16 protein-coding genes are annotated in these 18,671 nt (G+C 39.1%); 1 reads left to right on the top strand and 15 read right to left on the bottom strand.

All coding sequences use genetic code 11. From position 1 onward, the window contains the following. Nucleotides 1-63: 63 nt before the first annotated feature. The 4 genes from BLO53_RS00445 to BLO53_RS00460 form a co-directional block, all read right to left on the bottom strand. A complete protein-coding gene (locus BLO53_RS00445; protein WP_092058202.1) occupies nucleotides 64-1,794 on the bottom strand; it encodes an ABC transporter ATP-binding protein in 1,731 nt (576 codons plus the stop codon). Continuing rightward, nucleotides 1,791-3,515, bottom strand: coding sequence for an ABC transporter ATP-binding protein (locus BLO53_RS00450; protein WP_092058204.1), 1,725 nt, complete (start codon nucleotides 3,513-3,515; stop codon nucleotides 1,791-1,793). Before BLO53_RS00450 ends, BLO53_RS00445 begins: the two co-directional genes overlap by 4 nt. Nucleotides 3,516-3,536: 21 nt before the next feature. Further along, nucleotides 3,537-5,066 (bottom strand): RsmB/NOP family class I SAM-dependent RNA methyltransferase, encoded by a 1,530-nt coding sequence (locus tag BLO53_RS00455; protein WP_092058510.1) that lies wholly within the window; start codon nucleotides 5,064-5,066, stop codon nucleotides 3,537-3,539. Between the two features lie 96 nt (nucleotides 5,067-5,162). After that, the gene (locus BLO53_RS00460) at nucleotides 5,163-5,537 is read right to left on the bottom strand and encodes a metal-dependent transcriptional regulator (RefSeq protein ID WP_092058206.1); all 375 of its coding nucleotides are present in this window, start codon (nucleotides 5,535-5,537) and stop codon (nucleotides 5,163-5,165) included. 177 nt (nucleotides 5,538-5,714) lie between these two features. Between BLO53_RS00460 and BLO53_RS00465 the strand changes: the two genes are divergently transcribed. Beyond that, nucleotides 5,715-6,770 carry an acyltransferase family protein gene (locus BLO53_RS00465; protein WP_092058208.1) on the top strand — a complete coding sequence of 352 codons (1,056 nt, stop codon included), beginning with the start codon at nucleotides 5,715-5,717 and terminating at the stop codon, nucleotides 6,768-6,770. 86 nt (nucleotides 6,771-6,856) lie between these two features. On the opposite strand, the gene rny is transcribed toward BLO53_RS00465, so the two are convergent. The 11 genes from rny to BLO53_RS00520 all read right to left on the bottom strand — a co-directional run bounded on the left by rny (nucleotide 6,857) and on the right by BLO53_RS00520 (nucleotide 18,638). Further along, nucleotides 6,857-8,404: a ribonuclease Y gene (rny, locus tag BLO53_RS00470; protein WP_092058210.1), complete on the bottom strand. Its 1,548-nt coding sequence runs from the start codon at nucleotides 8,402-8,404 to the stop codon at nucleotides 6,857-6,859. Between the two features lie 130 nt (nucleotides 8,405-8,534). Continuing rightward, nucleotides 8,535-9,227: a regulatory protein RecX gene (locus BLO53_RS00475; RefSeq protein WP_092058212.1), complete on the bottom strand. Its 693-nt coding sequence runs from the start codon at nucleotides 9,225-9,227 to the stop codon at nucleotides 8,535-8,537. Beyond that, on the bottom strand, nucleotides 9,172-10,242 hold the full coding sequence (gene recA, locus BLO53_RS00480; protein ID WP_051196713.1) for a recombinase RecA: 1,071 nt from the start codon (nucleotides 10,240-10,242) through the stop codon (nucleotides 9,172-9,174). Before recA ends, BLO53_RS00475 begins: the two co-directional genes overlap by 56 nt. 335 nt (nucleotides 10,243-10,577) lie before the next feature. Further along, nucleotides 10,578-11,114 carry a hypothetical protein gene (locus BLO53_RS00485; protein ID WP_092058214.1) on the bottom strand — a complete coding sequence of 179 codons (537 nt, stop codon included), beginning with the start codon at nucleotides 11,112-11,114 and terminating at the stop codon, nucleotides 10,578-10,580. Between the two features lie 32 nt (nucleotides 11,115-11,146). After that, nucleotides 11,147-11,491, bottom strand: a complete 345-nt coding sequence (locus tag BLO53_RS00490) for a GerW family sporulation protein (protein ID WP_051196755.1) — start codon at nucleotides 11,489-11,491, stop codon at nucleotides 11,147-11,149. 64 nt (nucleotides 11,492-11,555) lie between these two features. Then, the gene (locus tag BLO53_RS00495) at nucleotides 11,556-12,569 is read right to left on the bottom strand and encodes a DUF2953 domain-containing protein (protein WP_092058215.1); all 1,014 of its coding nucleotides are present in this window, start codon (nucleotides 12,567-12,569) and stop codon (nucleotides 11,556-11,558) included. A gap of 28 nt (nucleotides 12,570-12,597) precedes the next feature. After that, nucleotides 12,598-12,924 (bottom strand): hypothetical protein, encoded by a 327-nt coding sequence (locus BLO53_RS00500; protein ID WP_092058217.1) that lies wholly within the window; start codon nucleotides 12,922-12,924, stop codon nucleotides 12,598-12,600. Nucleotides 12,925-12,997: 73 nt separating this feature from the next. Further along, nucleotides 12,998-14,455: a peptidoglycan D,D-transpeptidase FtsI family protein gene (locus BLO53_RS00505; RefSeq protein WP_092058219.1), complete on the bottom strand. Its 1,458-nt coding sequence runs from the start codon at nucleotides 14,453-14,455 to the stop codon at nucleotides 12,998-13,000. Then, entirely contained in the window at nucleotides 14,412-15,788 is a 1,377-nt protein-coding gene (locus BLO53_RS00510; RefSeq protein WP_242875260.1) for an FtsW/RodA/SpoVE family cell cycle protein, read from the bottom strand. The genes BLO53_RS00505 and BLO53_RS00510 overlap by 44 nt, the downstream gene beginning before the upstream one ends. A gap of 79 nt (nucleotides 15,789-15,867) precedes the next feature. After that, complete coding sequence (locus tag BLO53_RS00515) at nucleotides 15,868-18,165, bottom strand: peptidase U32 family protein (RefSeq protein WP_092058223.1); 2,298 nt, start codon at nucleotides 18,163-18,165, stop codon at nucleotides 15,868-15,870. A 59-nt stretch (nucleotides 18,166-18,224) separates the two neighbouring features. After that, nucleotides 18,225-18,638, bottom strand: coding sequence for a cell division protein ZapA (locus BLO53_RS00520; RefSeq protein ID WP_026487955.1), 414 nt, complete (start codon nucleotides 18,636-18,638; stop codon nucleotides 18,225-18,227). Nucleotides 18,639-18,671 lie beyond the last annotated feature (33 nt).

An 18,671-nucleotide genomic window follows, 5' to 3' on the forward strand; every position in this document is an offset into this window, starting at 1 on the left:
TGATCTAATATAACGAAAAGTTATTTCACGATTCTTATTCCATATTATCGCATTAATATATTCTCATGCAAACTGACTGTTATAAAGGTCATAATAAAAGCCTTTCTGATCAAGAAGAGTCTGGTGATCCCCCTGCTCCAAAATATGGCCATCCTTCATAACTAGTATGACATCTGCCTCTCTGATAGTTGAGAGTCTGTGAGCCACAATGAAGCTGGTTCTTCCCTTCATCATCTTATTAAAAGCCTTCTGTATCCTTATCTCAGTGCTGGTATCAATTGAAGAAGTAGCCTCATCTAATATCAGCATAGGCGGAATAGACAGCATTACTCTTGTTATGCAAAGAAGCTGTTTCTGTCCCTGAGAGAGATTACCTCCATTCTCTGAAATAACTGTATCATAGCCATTAGGAAGTCGTTTGATAAAGCTATGTGCATGGGAAGCCTTGGCAGCAGCAATTATATCCTCATCAGAAAAGCCTTCTCTGCCAAGTGTTATATTATCCTTAATAGTTCCATTTCTAAGCCAGGTCTCCTGAAGCACCATTCCAAAATTATTTCTGATATCACTTCGCCTGATATCTCGTATGTCATAGCCATCTATAGTAATAGCGCCCTTATCAACGTCATAAAATCTCATTAAAAGATTTATGAGTGTTGTTTTACCACTACCTGTTGGACCTACAATTGCTACTCTCTGACCTTTTTTTACATTCAGATCAAGATTCTCAATAAGCTTTTTGCTCTTGTCGTAGGAAAAAGAAACATCTTTCATCACTACATTGCCGTTTACGTCTGTAAGCTTATAAGCATTTTCTTTATCCGCTGTCTCTGGCTTTTCTTCTATGAGACTAAATACCCTTTCTGCACAGGCAAGGGCATTCTGCAGCTCAGTTATTACTCCTGATATCTCATTAAAAGGCTTAGTATACTGATTGGCATAACTAAGGAATATTGTAAGGCCACCAACAGTCATACCACCTGAAATACACGAAAATGCACCAAATAGAGCAACAGCAGCATAAACAAGGTTATTAATAAACCTTGTTCCTGGATTTGTCAGAGATGAAATAAATGTGGCTTTGATGCTGGCTTTTTCAAGTCTTTCGTTTATCTCATCAAAGCTATCCATGTTCTCATCTTCATGAGCAAAAGCCTTAACTACAGAGAGATTTCCTATCATCTCATCAACAAAAGAAGTCTGATCAGATCTGGCCTGGCTCTGAGTTTTAAAGAGGCTAAATGACTTATCTGCTATAAACTTGGCAACAATAAGCGAAAGTGGCGTCATCACAACCACTACAAGGGCAATCTTAAAGTTTAGGTAGAACATAAAAACAAGCGTGCCTGCAATTGTAACGACACCAGTAAAGAGCTGTGTAAATCCCATTAAAAGTCCGTCAGAAAACAAATCAACGTCAGATATTATCCTTGATACAATGTCTCCTGTCTGCTTGGAATCAATATACTCAAAGGGAAGCTTTTGAAGCTTGTCAAAAGCCTCAGTACGAACATCTCTTACGACTGAAAAAGTTATCTTGTTATTTGCCTTATTCATAAACCACTGACAAATAGAAATAACTACAACACATACGACCATATTTATGAGAATTTTTATTACGCCTGCAAAATCCACGTTACCTTTCCCAATTACATGGTCTATAGCCCGTCCTGCAAGAATTGGAACATACAAGGATAAAAGGGCTGTCACTACAGCAAGAGCCATGGATGCTACTATAAGAAAGCGGTATTTAGCAGCATATTTCAGTACTTTTTTAAGTGTTCCTTTTTTCATACTGCTCCCTCCTTCTTAAACTGTGAATCATAGATTTCCTTATAAAGCTCGCACCTTGACAGGAGCTCATCATGAGTTCCAATATCAGATACTGTTCCATTATCAAGAACTATTATCTTATCACAGGATAAAACCGCGGAAGCTCTTTGGGATACAATAAAAGTAGTAGGAGCATCTTTCATATCAGATATGGCTTTTCTTAGGTTCTTATCAGTAAGATAATCAAGGGCTGAGGCGCTGTCATCAAGTATAAGAATTTCAGGCTTTCTTACAAGTGCTCTGGCAATAGACAGTCTTTGCTTTTGACCGCCAGAGAAGTTCTTACCTCCCTGTGCCACCATGTAGTCAAGTCCACCCTCCTTGCCATCAACGACTTCTTTGGCCTGAGCAATTGAAAGAGCTTCGTATATTTCTTCGTCTGTAGCATCTTTTTTGCCCCACTTCATGTTATCTCTGATAGTCCCATGGAAAAGAACTGCCTTTTGCGGAACAACTCCAATTCTCTCTCTTAGAGCCTCAAGGCTATAATCCTTAACATTTCTGCCATCAATAAGAACTTCTCCCTCTCTGGCATCATAGAATCTTGGAATAAGGCTTATAAGGCTGGACTTACCACTACCCGTTCCTCCAATGATACCAATTTTCTCGCCTCTGGAAGCAGTAAAAGAAATATCTGCAAGGCTGTCTTCACTATCACCCTCATATCTCATAGAAACATGTTCAAAACGGACATGCTCCTTTGTAGAATCAAAGGTTGTGACCACCCCATCCTTCATAGAAGATTCAAGTTCAAGAAGCTCCTGGACTCTGTTTCCAGAAGCAATGGCCTTGGTCATTGTTATGACAAGATTTGCAAGCTTTATAAGTTCTACAAGAATCTGCGTCATATAGTTATATAAAGCAACAGCCTGGCCCTGAGTCAGGTCGCCATTATTTACAAGGATGGCTCCCTTATAGATCAAATATGCTATAGAAAGATTCAAAATAGCATAGGTCAAAGGATTCATAAGAGCTGTCACAGAGCCTACAAATTTCTGTATTCCAAGAAGAATATTATTTTGCTTGTTGAATTTATCTTTTTCCTCATCCTCAAGCCCAAAAGCTCTTATAACTCTTACGCCTGAATGATTTTCTCTTGTAAATTTAAGGAGAACATCAAGGCCAGATTGAATTTTTTCATATCTTGGTATACTCCAGGCAGTTATGGAAACGACAACCACAGACAGCAAAACAATTGTAACCGCAAAGATCAGAGCCTGTCTTGCATCAATAGTAAAGGCCATGATCATAGCGCCAAATACAACAAAGGGTGAACGTAGAAGTAGTCTGATCGTCATATTGACGCCCTGTTGAACCTGGTTCATATCTGTCGTGATCCTGGTTATCATTGCAGAGGTTCCAACTCTATCCATATCAGAAAAAGAGAGTTTTTGTATATTATCAAAAAGAGCTCTTTTAAGCTTTTTGGCAAATCCAGTTGCCGCCTTGGCAGCAAAATACTGGGCTGTCACAGCACTGACAAATCCCACAAAGCACAGAAGTACTAAAACAAGGCTTAGCCTTAGACAATATCCCATGTCTTTACTGGCTATGCCTTTATCGATGATGGCTGCGATCACAAGAGGCACCATAAGTTCAAATGATGCCTCAAGGAGCTTAAATAGCGGTCCTAATATTGTTTCCTTTTTGTAATCTCTTAGATATATTAGTAATTTCTTCAAGTCTCATCCTTCCCAAAACAGTTAGTAATTTATTCGTAGTCCTTTTGGATAATGATTTTTGAGCATTCCTCCCGCTTGCTTGGCCCAGCCTATGCTATATTCATCAACCATGATAAGTGTCCAGCCCTTTTGCAGGTCTTTGTCGCATCTAACTGTCTGGCCATTTAGGTATTGCCTTATTTCCTGGCTGTCTTCTTTATAAGAGACGAAAGCCTTTGCATCTTCAGCCTTGATTGCCAGCGCAAGAGCATGTGATGGCTCAAATCTATCCTTTTTTATGGTTCCAAGATGGAGCCCTGGCCTCATGCACTTAAGACCATTTATTCCAGGCATCTTGGAATCACAGATATAAAGCTGATCTCCAAACATAAACATTGTACCATCAAGTCTAATGCCGCTATTTAAGATCATTTCCTTTCTGCTGGCAAAAGATAAAGAGCTGTCTGCAAACTCCCAGAAAAGCTTTTGAATTTCCTTTTTGGCAGGAACATTTCTTCCTCCGGGAACATAATTATCCTTATTCCTGTCAAGAAGCTCTCCGTCGCGCTTTAGAACACATAAAAAATGCCCTTCGCCGCGAAGTTTGTGAGGCCATAGTCTTATAGCTCTCTGTACCTGTTTTTTCAAGGAAGCTTCTATTTCATCCAGATTCTGTTCAGTTCCATAATATTGACCACAAAGGGCTCTGCATTCATTTAGGCAATCTTCTGAAATCCACTCACTTCTTGCATTGTCCATGCCTTCATAAAGAGGTACTTCTTTTACCTTAAAATCAGGGTGGGTTGCCAAAAATCTAAATATGGACTCTTCATTTTCTTTAGGAGCAAAGGTACAGGTTGAGTATACTAAAGTTCCACCTGGCAAAAGCATTTTAGCAGCATTATCAAGGATTTCTTTTTGCCTCTCGCTACAGATTGTTACATTTTCAGGACTCCATTCAGAAAAAGCAGCTTCTGCATTTTTCCTAAACATCCCCTCTCCTGAACATGGTGCATCCACCAGGATCTTATCAAAGTATCCCTCAAATATCTGGGAAAGGCTGCCTGAGTCCTCATTTAATACAAGAGCATTTCTGATTCCCAGCCTCTCTACATTAAGAGAAAGAATCTTGGCTCTATCCCTGTTTATCTCATTGGTAACAAGGATTCCCTCTCCCTTCATCCTTACAGCTATCTGAGTACTTTTCCCTCCTGGTGCAGCGCAAAGATCAAGGATTCTCTCACCTGGCTTTGGATCAAGGAAGCACACAGGAGACATGGCACTGGGTTCCTGGATATAGTAAAGTCCAGCTTCATGATAGGGGCTCTTTCCTGGAGCAGCATCATTTTCGTAGTAGTAGCCATTTTCTTCCCAGGGCACCTTATTTAAAGGCTCATCAATCCTAATTCCAATCGCCTTTAATTTTTCTTCTACATTATCACAAGCCTTTATCGCATTTATCCTAAGGCCATGATATCTGGCTTCGTCATCTCCAAAGCTCTTTACAAATTCTTCATATTCATCTTCAGAAAGGAGCTTTTTCATTCGCTCCAAGAATAATTCTGGTAGCATATTCATTCACCTCAATGACTACTATAACACAAAACAGCTCTCCTTACCGCAATGCAGTAAAGAGAGCCTTTATAAGCATCCAAATATCTATCTTAATTATTTCTGCTCTTTATGTTCCTTAATGAATTTCTTGATACCTTTAAAAGTCTCAGGACTAATGATATGTTCTATCCTGCAGGCATCATTTTCAGCAATAGTCTCATCTACGCCAGTTGTCATCATAAGAAATGTAGTTAAATTCTTGTGTTTCTCATATACTGACTTGGCTGTCTTAAGACCTTCCTCTGTAAGCACCAGTTCTCCATCATCAGCTACTGTAACAAGACCGTTATCTTTTAAAATTCCAACAGCCCTCGAAACACTAGGTCTTGAAAATCCAAGTTCATTAGCAACATCAATTGAACGGACTGTACCCTTTTTCTTTTTCAAAAGATATATGGTCTCAATATAATCTTCACCTGATTCGTGCATTTCTGATCACCCCTTATGCATTATTTTTGGTTAAGCTTAATCCTATAAATTACATTGTACACAATTTTTTATATATTGCAATATGTTTTGCTAGCAATTGAAAATATCTCCGCCTATGTTGTATCATCATAGGTAATTACAGATAAGAAATATAATCCAATATCTTATGGAGCTTTTATGAAAAAAAGATATAACTTCATGAACTTATTAAGAGTTCTTTCAATGTTCACAATAGTATTCTATCACATGTTGATCACACTTTACATCTATGGAATTCGTCAGCTTGAAAGTATTTCATTTTTCTTTGAAAATAGAAATATGCATATAGCCAAGATAGGAGTCTGCTTATTCTTTATGTTATCAGGCTGCGGCCTTATGTTAGGGGCCAAAGATTCCAATAAGCACTTCAGTATAAAAGACTTTTATATAAAACGATTCAAAAAGATCCTGATACCTTTTTATATAGTCTACGTATGCTACTTCGTTTTCCTTTTATGTATCGGTGAAATGCAAGTTTCAAACCCCTTTGGAGAAAAAAAGCTTCTTCCAATAAGTTTTATTTTTACTCTTCTGGGCATGGATGCCTACCTTGAAAATTTCGGTGTTCCTACATGCTCTCTTGGCATTGGAGAATGGTTCCTGGGTTGTCTTATACTAATTTACCTTTTGTATCCTCTACTTCGCCTTGCAATGCAAAAAAATAAATATGCGACAATTATAGCAGCAACTGCCTATTACGTTCTTATCAATATGTTTTATCAGGATATTCCGATATTTAACGGCGTCAATATGTACATGAATATAGCTATAAAGATTTATGATTTCATCCTGGGAATGTTCCTTGCCATGGTTATAGATGATATTCCTAAGATTGCTCTATTTATCAGCATTCCACTTAACCTCATATTTGTGCTGTGCCCGTTCACACTTCCAGGCATTGACAGTTTCCAGATTCCGATTCAGTGCCTTACTATTTTCATTATATGTTCTTTCCTTGAAAAAGCACTTGATAGGGCAAATGGATTTATGAAGGTAGTATCACTTCTCGCAGCCTATAGCTACGAGTATTTCCTGGTACATCATATAGTCATCGTTCATATGACAAGACTTGGTCAGAACAGAGCATTTAGTAATTTAAGTATTCTCCTACTCTTTATAAGCGAAGTATTCATAACAATAGTCCTAGCCATCATATTAAAGAAAATAACAAGCTTTAGAATTACAAAAAAATAGTTTGTTTATTCGAATATCCATTTGCTTGCCAATCTGTGTAACTAAAAAGACCATCCATTTCTGGATGGTCTTTTAATTTTAAAATATTACTTGGCGTAATCTGTTGCTCTGCTCTCTCTAATAATATTGACCTTGATCTGTCCGGGATATTCCATCTCGTCCTCGATCTTCTTGGCAATATCGCGAGCCATGAGCACCATATCAGCGTCTGAAACCTGCTCAGGAACAACCATTACTCTGACTTCACGTCCGGCCTGAATAGCAAATGAGTGATCAACACCCTTAAAGCTATTAGTGATTTCCTCGAGTTCTTTTAATCTTGATGTGTAAGTTTCAAGTGTTTCTCTTCTAGCTCCAGGTCTAGCTGAAGAAATAGTATCAGCAGCCTGTACAAGAATTGCTATAAGAGACTGTGGCTCTACATCTCCATGATGAGCCTCTACTGCATTGATAACAATCTGAGATTCCTTGTACTTCTTACAAATATCAACACCCAGCTGGATATGTGAGCCTTCAAGCTCATGATCAACAGCCTTACCAATATCATGTAAGAGTCCGGCTCTCTTAGCAACTCGAACATCAAGTCCAAATTCTGAAGCAAGAAGTCCGCACAACTGTGCAACCTCTACGGAATGCTTCAAGCAGTTCTGACCGTAACTAGTTCTAAACTTCATACGGCCGAGAATCTTGATGACTTCAGGATGAAGTCCATGAACACCAGCCTCAATAGCGGCATTCTCACCTTCCTCCTTGATCTTGGCAGCTACTTCCTTCTGTGCCTTTTCAACCATTTCCTCGATTCTTGCAGGATGGATACGTCCATCTACAATAAGCTTCTCGAGTGCTATACGAGCAACTTCTCTACGAATTGGATCAAATCCAGAAATTACTACTGCCTCTGGTGTATCATCGATAATAAGATCAACACCAGTCATTGTTTCAAGAGTTCTGATATTCCTACCCTCTCTACCAATGATTCTACCCTTCATCTCATCGTTAGGTAGCTGTACTACAGATATAGTTGTCTCAGAAACGTGGTCTGCAGAACATCTCTGAATTGCATTTACAACGATTTCCTTGGCTCTCTTATCTGCTTCTTCCTTGGCTTCAGCTTCCATGTTCTTGATCATGACAGCTGATTCATGCTTCACATCATCTTCTACGATCTTTAAAAGATACTCTTTTGCCTGTTCGGAGGTTAAGCCAGAGATTTTCTCAAGTTCCTGTAGCCTTTGTTCATTAAGCTTAGCAACCTCGTCACTCTTTTTATTGAGCGCCTCCTCACGAGCATTCAAGCTTTGCTCTTTCTTCTCGATCGCTTCCGATCTCTTCTCGACGTTTTCCTCTTTCTGCTGAACTCTTCTCTCAGAGCGCTGAACCTCATTTCTACGGTCCTTAACTTCCTTTTCCAACTCGTTGCGTGTCTTTAACGCTTCTTCCTTGGCTTCCAAAAGTTTCTCACGCTTTGTCTCCTCAGCAGTTTTGAGTGCCTCGTCAATAATCTTTCTTGCCCTTTCCTCAGCACTTCCGATTTTCCCCTCAGTTACCTTCTTATGGTATGAGTTTGACAAAACCCAAGTTACAAGTACAGAAATGACAAGAGTTGCTACTACTGCAATAATAATACCGGGCATTACAGGAGCACCTCCTTATTCAATTTTCATTGTACAATATTTTGTATAGTACGCTTAAAAAATATCAATCACTTGCGTACTTAAATACAATTTTACAACACTTAAATTTTACCTTTTATAAAATGCAGTGTCAAGGTATATCGGGACTACAATTATCCATTGCATGTTTTATATTGGACATAGAATAGCCTTTTCTCAAGAGAAATGCCATTATTTTCTGCTTGTCCTTAAAATCCATGGAGTCATCGTAATGCTTCTTGGCAAGTAGCTTAGAGATCTGATCAAGTTCCACATCCGAATCTTCATCGCAATATAACTCATCAATAATTGACGATATCAATTCCTTATCTATTCCTTTATTAGACAAGTCCTGAATAATTCGGTTTCGACTACGCAGAGACATATGATAAGTTATATAGTCCCTGGCAAAGCGTTCGTCATCAAGATACTTGTAGGATTTAACATAATCTATCGCTTCATCAATAAGCTCATCAGGATATAAACCCTCTGCAAGTTTGTCTCGTAGTTGTCTTTCTGTATAATCCTTTTTTTGCAAAAGGTTCATAGCGCGAAGCTTAGCCCTCTTGGAAAGTACTACCCCTATGATTTCCTGGTATACAGCATCTGAGAGTTCATTCCCAGGCTTAATAGAGTAAGTTCTAAGTTCACCCTTGTATAATACAAAAGCAAATTCTCCGTCAATAAAGACCTTATTTCTCTTCTTATCAAGTTCAACAATGTCTGATATTATCATATGCCGAGTACTATTACTTTGAAGCCTTTGTCTTCTTAGCTGGTGCAGCTTCTGAATCTGCATCTGCATTTGCTACAACATCTCCATTTACTGGAAGCCCATATTTAGCCCTTACCTTAGCATCAATATCTGCAAGAACAGCTGGATTATTCTCCAGGTAAAGCTTTGCATTCTCTCTACCCTGTCCAATCTTCTCACCTTCGTACTGATACCATGCACCGCTCTTATTTACAATATCAACACCTGCAGCAAGATCCAAAATATCACCAGTTGCAGATATTCCCTTACCGAACATAATATCAAATTCTGCCTCTTTGAAAGGAGGAGCAATCTTGTTCTTAACTACTTTAACTCTTGTTCTGTTACCAATAACTTCACCATTCTGCTTGATAGCCTCAATTCGACGAACATCCATACGAACTGATGAATAGAACTTAAGAGCACGTCCACCAGTTGTAGTCTCTGGATTACCAAACATAACGCCAACCTTCTCACGAAGCTGGTTGATAAAGATTACAGTACAATTAGATTTGCTGATAACAGCTGTAAGCTTACGAAGAGCCTGTGACATAAGTCTGGCCTGAAGTCCCACATGCGAATCTCCCATGTCACCATCAATCTCTGCCTTAGGAACAAGAGCTGCAACAGAGTCAACTACTACGATATCGATAGCGCCAGATCTAACCATCGTCTCTGTGATTTCAAGTGCCTGCTCACCACTATCAGGCTGTGAAATATAAAGATTATCAACATCTACGCCGATGTTCTTGGCATATACAGGATCAAGTGCATGCTCTGCATCGATAAAGCCTGCTATACCGCCTCTCTTCTGAACCTCAGCGATCATATGTAATGTTACTGTAGTCTTACCACTGGACTCAGGACCATAGATCTCAACAATCCTGCCCTTAGGAATTCCGCCAAGGCCAAGTGCAATATCAAGACTAAGTGAACCTGTTGGGATAGTCTCAACATTCATGGTATCAGATGAATCACCAAGCTTCATCACAGCGCCCTTTCCAAACTGCTTCTCAATCTGTCCCAGTGCTGCTTCTAATGCTTTCTGTTTCTCTTCTCTTTCCATACTAATCTCCTTTTCAGAACACCCGTTCGTTTATATAACTATACTAAAACAAATGTTCGGGTGTGTCAACATATTAATTCATTTTTAGTTACGATTTTGCATTCTACAGTAATAAAACTGGAAAACTCCGGCAGAAACGCCAGATATGGGGTACTATCAAATTCCCTTGTCATCCGTCATGCACATATTAACAAATAACAAGTCCAATAAAAAGTACATCCCAAATTAATGATCCCCGTTAACACATACAAGCCATTGCTAAGAAAAGCAACGGCTTGATTAGATTACCATATAATTCCCCGTAAAACAAATTAATATTTTATGTATATCGTAATTTAGTTGATGATACTTATATTAAACTGTCTACAAAGAGCAGCATATTCCTCATTGATAAGTTGTACCATCTCCTGATCACCAGCGATATTATCAGGATGGAACATCTTCATAAGGTCCTTATATCTCTTTTTTAATGAAAGAGGATTATCTACTCCTCTGAACATAAGATCAAGAGCATCGTATTCATTTTCTCTCTGTATAGCCTTTTCTCTCTCGAGTCTTATGTATTCATTTTCAAGTTTCTTCTTGTCACCGTTTAACTGGTCAAATCCATTGTTAAGAATGCGAAGCCTTTGGTCAAATAAAGCCTTGTCGTTATTGAGCTTTTTGGTTGCTGTCTCAAGCTTTCTCTCGGCAATATCCATTCTCTCTTTAAAAGCCATCTCGTCAGCTTCTAATCTGGCATATCTATCCTCTAGAGAACTCTCCTGATTCTCAAGCCTTACGCTCTCTTTAAAAAGCCACAGACGCAATTCAGAAAGTTCATCTTCTGAACCATTAAGTATTATTTCCTCAATTCTTTCTCTATCTAACATATGAATCCTCCCATTTAAAGGGCTGTAAGGATTTACTTATCCTCTTTAGGGAAAGCTATGTCGATTGCCTGATCGTCAGCCATCATGTTTTCTTTTTTGGCAGAGAAATGATCCATAACATCCGGAATCATATCAAGAACCTTAGTCACAGCATCCTGATTTTTGATATTAACAAGCTTGGTTGAACCATTTTTAATAACAAGAACTGCGCTTGGAGACATCTTGGCTCCAAATCCGCCGCATCCGCCATTTTTCTTGTCAGCTGTGCTTGATCCAGCACCTACGCCAAAGGAAACATCTACAAGAGGTACAATAACTGTATCTCCTATCTGAGTAGCCTCGCCAACAACTGTCTTGGCCCCCATAACTTTGTTCATCCCACCGAGTAAAGACTCTACAACCTCATTAAAATTACCCAAAACACACCTCCAACGATATCTATCAGGAATTTAAGATTTTCTTAAATCTTCTGATGACTTTTTTCACATCTTTATTAAAGTAGCAGACGCCAACACAATATAAAACAGTCGCAACTGTTATATGCCCCTTAAAATGAGCATCTGCATAAATAACTTTCCTGTCAAAATCTGGTTCAAACGAAACTTTCCTGAATATTACTGGATAAAAAGCTCCATATAATGCCATAACCTCTGCTGTATCTGCCGGATCTCCCAATCCTAGTTTAAGATCAACTCTCGCTTTATCAGGTGCTATCATCTTCAAAAGCCTGATAAGTTTTCTCTTAACCAGCTCAAATGCTCGCTTGAAAATATCGTTTTCAAGTGTAGTTTTTATCATCCTTATCTTATCATAAAGTCTAGATGTTGTATATCTGATATTTTCAAACACATTAAGTGGTGTTGTAAGAAAATTCTGAACTCTTTCAACAATTTGTAATACTATTTCAATAGGAGTTTTTTCTTCTTCGTCCTCATATCCTATATCTATATTATCGGATTCTGAGACTTTTTCTTTATCCTGTTCCAAATCCTGTTTTTCCTCTGGAACTATATCTGGATTTTCAGCCTGCTCAGCATCGGTAACATCATTTTGACTGCTAGGTGACTTAGTCTCAAGATTATTACCAGCCTCTTCGGAGCTTTCATCATCAGTTTTTTCTTTCTTTTTTCTCTTCTTCTCGCCCCTGGCTTTGTCATCATCCTCTTTCTCGGATTTAGGTAATATCTTTATCCCTAAGATTTTAACCGTAAATTCCTTATTATCAGGATAAGCGATAGTAGCGCTTATAAAATGAAGCAGCCAGGTAATCTTGGCGCTGCAACTTATCTTATCCGTATCAAAGCCTTCCTCAAATTCCATTTCCGGAACATTTGCATCCAGCCTGTACCTGATAGGAACAAGCAGGATAAGAAGCAATATTGCAAGGATAATTGCCAATATCCACAGCAAAACTATCCCTATTATCCTAAGAACCGTTAATACTCCCGCCAACATACAAAACTCTCACTTCCCCAAATGATAATCATGCCTTAAGAAGATAATCTGATAATCTTCCATCAAGACCTGCAATAGAAGCTTCCTGAGATATCCTAAGTACTATATCAAGTGCTTCTTCATAGCTAGAGGCTATCCCATAGATAAAAACAGGATGAACCCTGTAGTAGGGTTGCCTCAAAAAGGCACAGTGTATGATATCAAGCTGATCATTTTGGTTCATGGCCTTAGTGACACAAAATATATTAAACTGGCCACAGCCATGATATAGGTTCCATTTTACCAAGGCCCTTTTTTTGACACTTGTTCCCCAGTAAAGGTCCTTGGAAAACTCACAAAACCCGCGTTTTCTCATTTTCTCTTCCCCAAATCATAAACAAAAATCATATGGTGACAAAATTAACTACTGACACCTTTATCCTATTATATTACGCATCAAAATATGCATCAAATATTCTTTTGGCAATTGGAACAGCATAGCTTCCTCCACTACCTGCATTCTCTACTATAATTGTGACGCATATCTCAGGATCATCTGCAGGCGCAAAACCAGTAAACCAGGCGTGGGAATCAGAAGTTCCTGAATTAAACTCTGCTGATCCAGTCTTGCCCGCAGCCGTATAGGTAAGCCCCTTTAGCTTGCTGGCAGTACCGCTTTGAACTACCTCTTCCATCATTTCAGTAAGGATTGTAGCTTCTTCAGAAGACATAAGTCTTTTGTACTCTTCGGAAGAAAAGCTTTTTACAACCTTGCCAGTCTCAGTTTTTACAGAAGTTACAAGGTATGGCTTCATAAGAACACCATCATTGGCAATAGCGCAGGTGATCATATTCATATGAATAGGTGTTACACTAGTTGTTCCCTGTCCAATTGAAAGCTGCATTATATCGCCGGTTGAAGTTGCGGCATCATATTCAGCGCTGGATTTAGAATAGTTAATTGTAAGGGGAAGCTCCTGATTAAACAAAAGATCCTCCAAGGCCCTGTCAAAGGTCTCCCTATCTACGCTTAGTCCAATATTAGCAAATGATGAATTACAGGACTTGGCAAAAGAACTGGTAAAATCCACAGCTCCATGATTTTCCCCGTGATAGCAGGAAATAGTGTTACCATCGTAGTTATATCTTCCATTACAGCTAAATCTGTAATTCTTGTAATCATCTGGATGTGCCTTGATATAGGCAAGTGCTGTAACTATCTTAAAAGTTGATCCAGGAGGATAAACTCCCTGCGTTACCCTGTTTAGAAGTTTAGCATCAGGAGAAGTATCTGCTATCATAGACTCCCACTCATCAGCAATGGTATTTGGATCAAAATCAGGCTTTGATACCATAGCAAGTATCTCTCCGGTTTTTGGATCAGTTACAACTATCGCTCCCTTTCTTGCAGAAAGTGCATTAAAAGCAACCTCCTGAAGATTAACATCAAGAGTTGTATAAACGTTATCTCCTGGATATTTGGAACCAGCAGCCTCATATTTAACCTTATCCTGAAGGTCAATATTTGTATTTATCAGATAATAGTTGGCCATGGCCTCTATTCCGGCCTTACCATTTGTAGAATAGCCAACTACATGAGCAAATTCCTTGCCATATGGGTAAACTCTTTTTTCTGTTCCATCAGAATCAGTTTCTGTATAAGCGAGGACATCGCCATTTCTAGATAATATCTCACCCCTGTAATTCTGGGAAAGTATAATCTGCTGTCTTGTATTATAGCTGTTATTAAAAAGTTCCTGCTTGTTGCTATATGCGTAATTACAGATATATCCCAAAAGTGATCCAAATAAAGCAATATAAAAAACCGATAGTACAATGATTGGCTTTGATCTTATTTTTTTCTTAGTTTGTCTTTTGTCTCTTGGTATATTCCTGAGATCTTCCATCTCTGCCTGTATCCTCTTGTCTGTAAGTTTCTTTCCTGTAAGTCTGGTCTCTGTCAAGTCGCCTTTGCTGTCTTGCTCTTTTGCGTCTTCTCTCCTCAAGTTCATATTCCTCATCCACTCTGATCATGCACACGCCTTCTGATATCATGATCATAAAAACAGTAACAAATACAGATGTTCCTCCATAACTCACAAGAGGAAGAGTAACTCCTGTAAGAGGTATGAACTTAGCTCCGCCACCTATAGTGAGGAAAGTCTGGAATATATACGCCACTGCAACTCCAGTAATTATGAGCCTGTAGAACTTATCTCTTATATAATAGCCCTCAACCATCAGCATAATAAAGGTACTGACACAGATAAGAGCCATAAAAATAGCAAATAATACTCCAAGTTCTTCTGCTATTGCTGAAAAAATAAAATCTCTTTCAACATAAGGAATAGACTGGGGCGAGCCCCCATAAAGCCCAAGTCCAAACCAGCAACCGCTGCTGATTCCAAACAAGGACTGCGAAATCTGGTAGCCCGTCCTTTCTATATCGCTGAAAGGATCCAAAAACGCCTGCACCCTCACCTGAATATGTGTAAAGAGCTTGTAGGAGATCACACTTGCCAATACGCCAAATGAAAGGCCTATAGCCAGATATCCAATATTTTCTGTTGCAATATAAATAAGTGCCAGATAAATCACGAAAAAGATAAGCGCACTTCCAAGGTCCCTTGATAAAACAAGAATTATAACGTGTGCCGCCGCGATCACCGAAGTCAAAAAAAGCTCCAATATTGATTCTGATTTATAAAGGGCCGCTGCCATAAAAAACAAAAAGACTATCTTTACAAATTCCGAGGGCTGAAAAGTGATTCCGGCTATCGTATAGCTGATCTTGGAGCCATGCGTAGCTGCTCCAAGTATGAGAACGGCACCAATAGCAACTATTCCAGCACCTGCATATACATAAGTAAATTTCTTGAGAAAGTTAAACCTGAAGATAAGCTCAGGAACAAAGAATCCCACAACAAAAGACGCTGTAATTATAAAAAACTGCTTGATAGCCTTATCATAGGAAAGTCTTGTAAGTATGATCATTCCTATCATAAGAAGCATGCAGCTATTATTTATCAGTAACCTGTTCCCCTCAGGATAAATCAAATAAAAAAGTGTCAGCACAGATGCGAAAATAATTATCTGAAATGCAAAGAAAAATGCGTACTGGGCCTTGCCAGTCCTTGCAAGGATCTGGACAAAGCACGCTATCTGTACTGCAAACATTAAGATTATCTGTCTTATGTACACGCCTTTTCTGTCTTCTTCCGTCTTTCTTATGAAAACCAAAAAGGCTTCCAAGGTATACAAAAAAAGTAACAGCGTGATCACATATTTAGATATTTCCGTCACATAAATTTCCATCTGTCTATTCTACTTCCCGCTTAAAGTGACCTGTTGTATAACCCTTATCATCAAGATTTCTAAGTTCATCCTGATCCCCGTATAAAAAGGCACTTAAGATTTCAATACTTTCTTTCTTATTTTCCGTAGTAAGGTCAATCCTTAAATGATCAAATTTCCCTGAATTTCTAATACTCTCAAGCTTCTTGTGAAGAGAAGTCGGATGTGCATTCCAGATCACATTATAGCAGTTACGGCAGTTTGTAGTAACAGGAAGGTTATTGCCCATTCTATCTACAAGAGTCATCTTTTCCCTGTTAAACTCATTTAATCTTCCGCTGCACTTATCAAGTGTCTTCTTGACACAGCCTGCGCTGATCATCATAGGTGCAGCGCCGTACACATTGTAAGATACTATAGCACCAGTTTTTTCAATAATAGAATCCGCAATCTCCTTGGCTTCATGGAATGTTACTTCAAGCGGAATCGATAGTTCTCTGATCTTAAAGTCCTCTTTCCCAAATTCCATAGCCATATTAGCTGCCTGGCCATTCCACATGTATACACCGTAATCAAGTATTACCTTGCCATCAAAAGAGATATCTCTCAAAAAACCTATCTGCTCCAGATTTCTTACTAGAACTCCGGAGAACAGACCATCTTGCATGGCTCTAGCTATCTGCTCAATATCTCTAGTTCCGTCGTGCTTCTCTTGTCTCGTCATAAATGGAAGAGCCACAATAAATTCAGCCTTTTCTTCTTCCTTAAAAGCTTTTATCTCTGACGCCGCCCAGTCTGATAGCTTAAAAAACAGATCACTGTCAACGTATACTCTTATTTTCTCAGTATAGTCTTTAATAGTCTCTATTACAGCTTCAAGCTGCTCGCTTGTATTCACAAGAACGTGGAATAAACCCGTCTTATCAATACAATCTGTACTAATCTCTTCACCTTTTTGAGCATCAGCACGATCATTATAAGATTCTTTATGTTGAAAGCTTTCTTTCTGGCCTTTATCTGTCAATTTGTCCAACATCTGTTCAGCAAGGGCTCTTCTAAGTTCATTCAGCTCGCTGACAGCAACAAATATCCCACAGCCTTGTCCAAGATCCTCTATTGAAATATTTATATCTTTGGCCACAAATGGTGTATTCCCAAGTTTTTCAAGCTGTTTTCTGATTGATGCCTCATCCATAGGTCTCTTGCTGGCAGCCTGAACTTCACTTCCTGTGACAGTTTCATAGATTTCTTCGCCATTCTTCTTGACAGCCATAGTAAGAACCATGGGCTCTCCAAGAGTAAGATATGCATCCAGCCTGCAATCAATCTTCTTTTCGCCTGTGAGATATTTCTCTTTTACCATGTTAAGAACCTTATCAGAGGTTCCATTGTAAGCTGGTGATGTGATGGTCACCATGTCTCTTCCATTATGCTGATGGTAATACCCTTCGCTGATGCCAGTTCTAAGATATAAGCCTTTAAGGATGTCCATATCCTCTCTTGAAACTGTCATGTCGCTCTTTCTGTCAGCATAATATCTATCAATATATTTACGATAAAGAGCTGTTACACCTGCAGCATATTCAGGCTTTTTCATGCGGCCCTCTATCTTGAAGGAATCAATTCCCGCCTCAATAAGTTCAGGAATAATGCCTATGGTGCACATATCTTTAAGGCTAAGAGGATAGGTTTCGCCTCCCGCCGAAGTTCCCTTTAGTTGATATGGTAGCCTGCAGGGCTGCGCACATCTTCCTCTATTACCACTTCTTGTTCCGACCATGCTGCTAAAAAGACATGCTCCTGAATAGCAATAGCACATAGCTCCATGAATAAAGGCCTCAACCTCAACATCGGCCTTCTCTCTAATAGCCTTCATCTCCATAAGGCTAAGTTCCCTGGCTGGCACTACTCTGCAGCATCCAAGGTCCTTTAAGAGCCTGGCTCCATAGACTCCAGTAACAGTCTGCTGAGTGCTGGCATGTAATTCAATATCAGGAAACTCATCCCGAATAAGGCGCATGACACCAAGATCCTGTACTATTACCCCATCAAGCCTTTCCTGAGCAAAAGGTACCATAAAGTCATAGACCTGGCTAAACTCTCTTTCTTTTACCAGGGTATTAACTGTCATGTAAATTCTCTTATCATGTAAATGGGCATATCTGATAGCATCCAGTACCTGCTCAGTGTCAAAATTGTCGGCATAAGCTCTTGCTCCAAATTTGGAACCACCAAGATATACCGCGTCTGCTCCTGCATTAAAAGCAGCTACCATTGTCTCGTATCCGCCAGCTGGCGCCAAAAGTTCAACTTTTTTATTCATGATCAAAACCTTAAAGACTTAAAAACTTAAAAAGGCTGCTGGTACAGCAGCCCTAATCATTATTTCTTACTACCTGTTCCCTTAATCTGGGTCTCAAGCTGAATTATCTTCTTGGAAGAATCATCAAGCTTGGTCTGAAGATTCTTGCCATTTTTCTCAGTGTTCTCAAGCTTGATCTGTGTGGCTATAAGTTCGTGCTTCAGATCATAGAGTTCCTTCTCTTTCTCAGAGAGTTGCTCCTCCATAAGTTCTATCTGCTTCTTGGACTTAAAATAATCATCTGCAATATTAAGTTGCAAAAGAACGTTCTGAGTATCGATAGGCTGACGTTTAAAACCATCTATCTTGTTGTATTCAGCAATCTTGTTATTGATATAGGAGGCTACCTTCTGAAGGTACTCCTCACTTTCGTATCCACTTAAGGTAAAAACCTTTCCCCCGATTATTACCTCTGTATCTGTCTTAGATGCCATATTACTCCCCTCGCCTTTAATAACTACAATAGA

The sequence above is a fragment of the Butyrivibrio sp. INlla14 genome, from assembly GCF_900102515.1.
Taxonomy (GTDB): domain Bacteria; phylum Bacillota; class Clostridia; order Lachnospirales; family Lachnospiraceae; genus Butyrivibrio.

Coding starts and splice junctions, on each gene's coding strand:
- BLO53_RS00445 (WP_092058202.1), bottom strand. CDS start 1,794: ATGAAAAAAGGAACACTTAAAAAAGTACTGAAATATGCTGCTAAATAC.
- BLO53_RS00455 (WP_092058510.1), bottom strand. CDS start 5,066: ATGCTACCAGAATTATTCTTGGAGCGAATGAAAAAGCTCCTTTCTGAA.
- BLO53_RS00460 (WP_092058206.1), bottom strand. CDS start 5,537: ATGCACGAATCAGGTGAAGATTATATTGAGACCATATATCTTTTGAAA.
- BLO53_RS00465 (WP_092058208.1), top strand. CDS start 5,715: ATGAAAAAAAGATATAACTTCATGAACTTATTAAGAGTTCTTTCAATG.
- rny (WP_092058210.1), bottom strand. CDS start 8,404: ATGCCCGGTATTATTATTGCAGTAGTAGCAACTCTTGTCATTTCTGTA.
- BLO53_RS00475 (WP_092058212.1), bottom strand. CDS start 9,227: ATGCAGATGCAGATTCAGAAGCTGCACCAGCTAAGAAGACAAAGGCTT.
- recA (WP_051196713.1), bottom strand. CDS start 10,242: ATGGAAAGAGAAGAGAAACAGAAAGCATTAGAAGCAGCACTGGGACAG.
- BLO53_RS00485 (WP_092058214.1), bottom strand. CDS start 11,114: ATGTTAGATAGAGAAAGAATTGAGGAAATAATACTTAATGGTTCAGAA.
- BLO53_RS00490 (WP_051196755.1), bottom strand. CDS start 11,491: ATGAACAAAGTTATGGGGGCCAAGACAGTTGTTGGCGAGGCTACTCAG.
- BLO53_RS00495 (WP_092058215.1), bottom strand. CDS start 12,569: ATGTTGGCGGGAGTATTAACGGTTCTTAGGATAATAGGGATAGTTTTG.
- BLO53_RS00500 (WP_092058217.1), bottom strand. CDS start 12,924: ATGAGAAAACGCGGGTTTTGTGAGTTTTCCAAGGACCTTTACTGGGGA.
- BLO53_RS00505 (WP_092058219.1), bottom strand. CDS start 14,455: ATGGAAGATCTCAGGAATATACCAAGAGACAAAAGACAAACTAAGAAA.
- BLO53_RS00515 (WP_092058223.1), bottom strand. CDS start 18,165: ATGAATAAAAAAGTTGAACTTTTGGCGCCAGCTGGCGGATACGAGACA.
- BLO53_RS00520 (WP_026487955.1), bottom strand. CDS start 18,638: ATGGCATCTAAGACAGATACAGAGGTAATAATCGGGGGAAAGGTTTTT.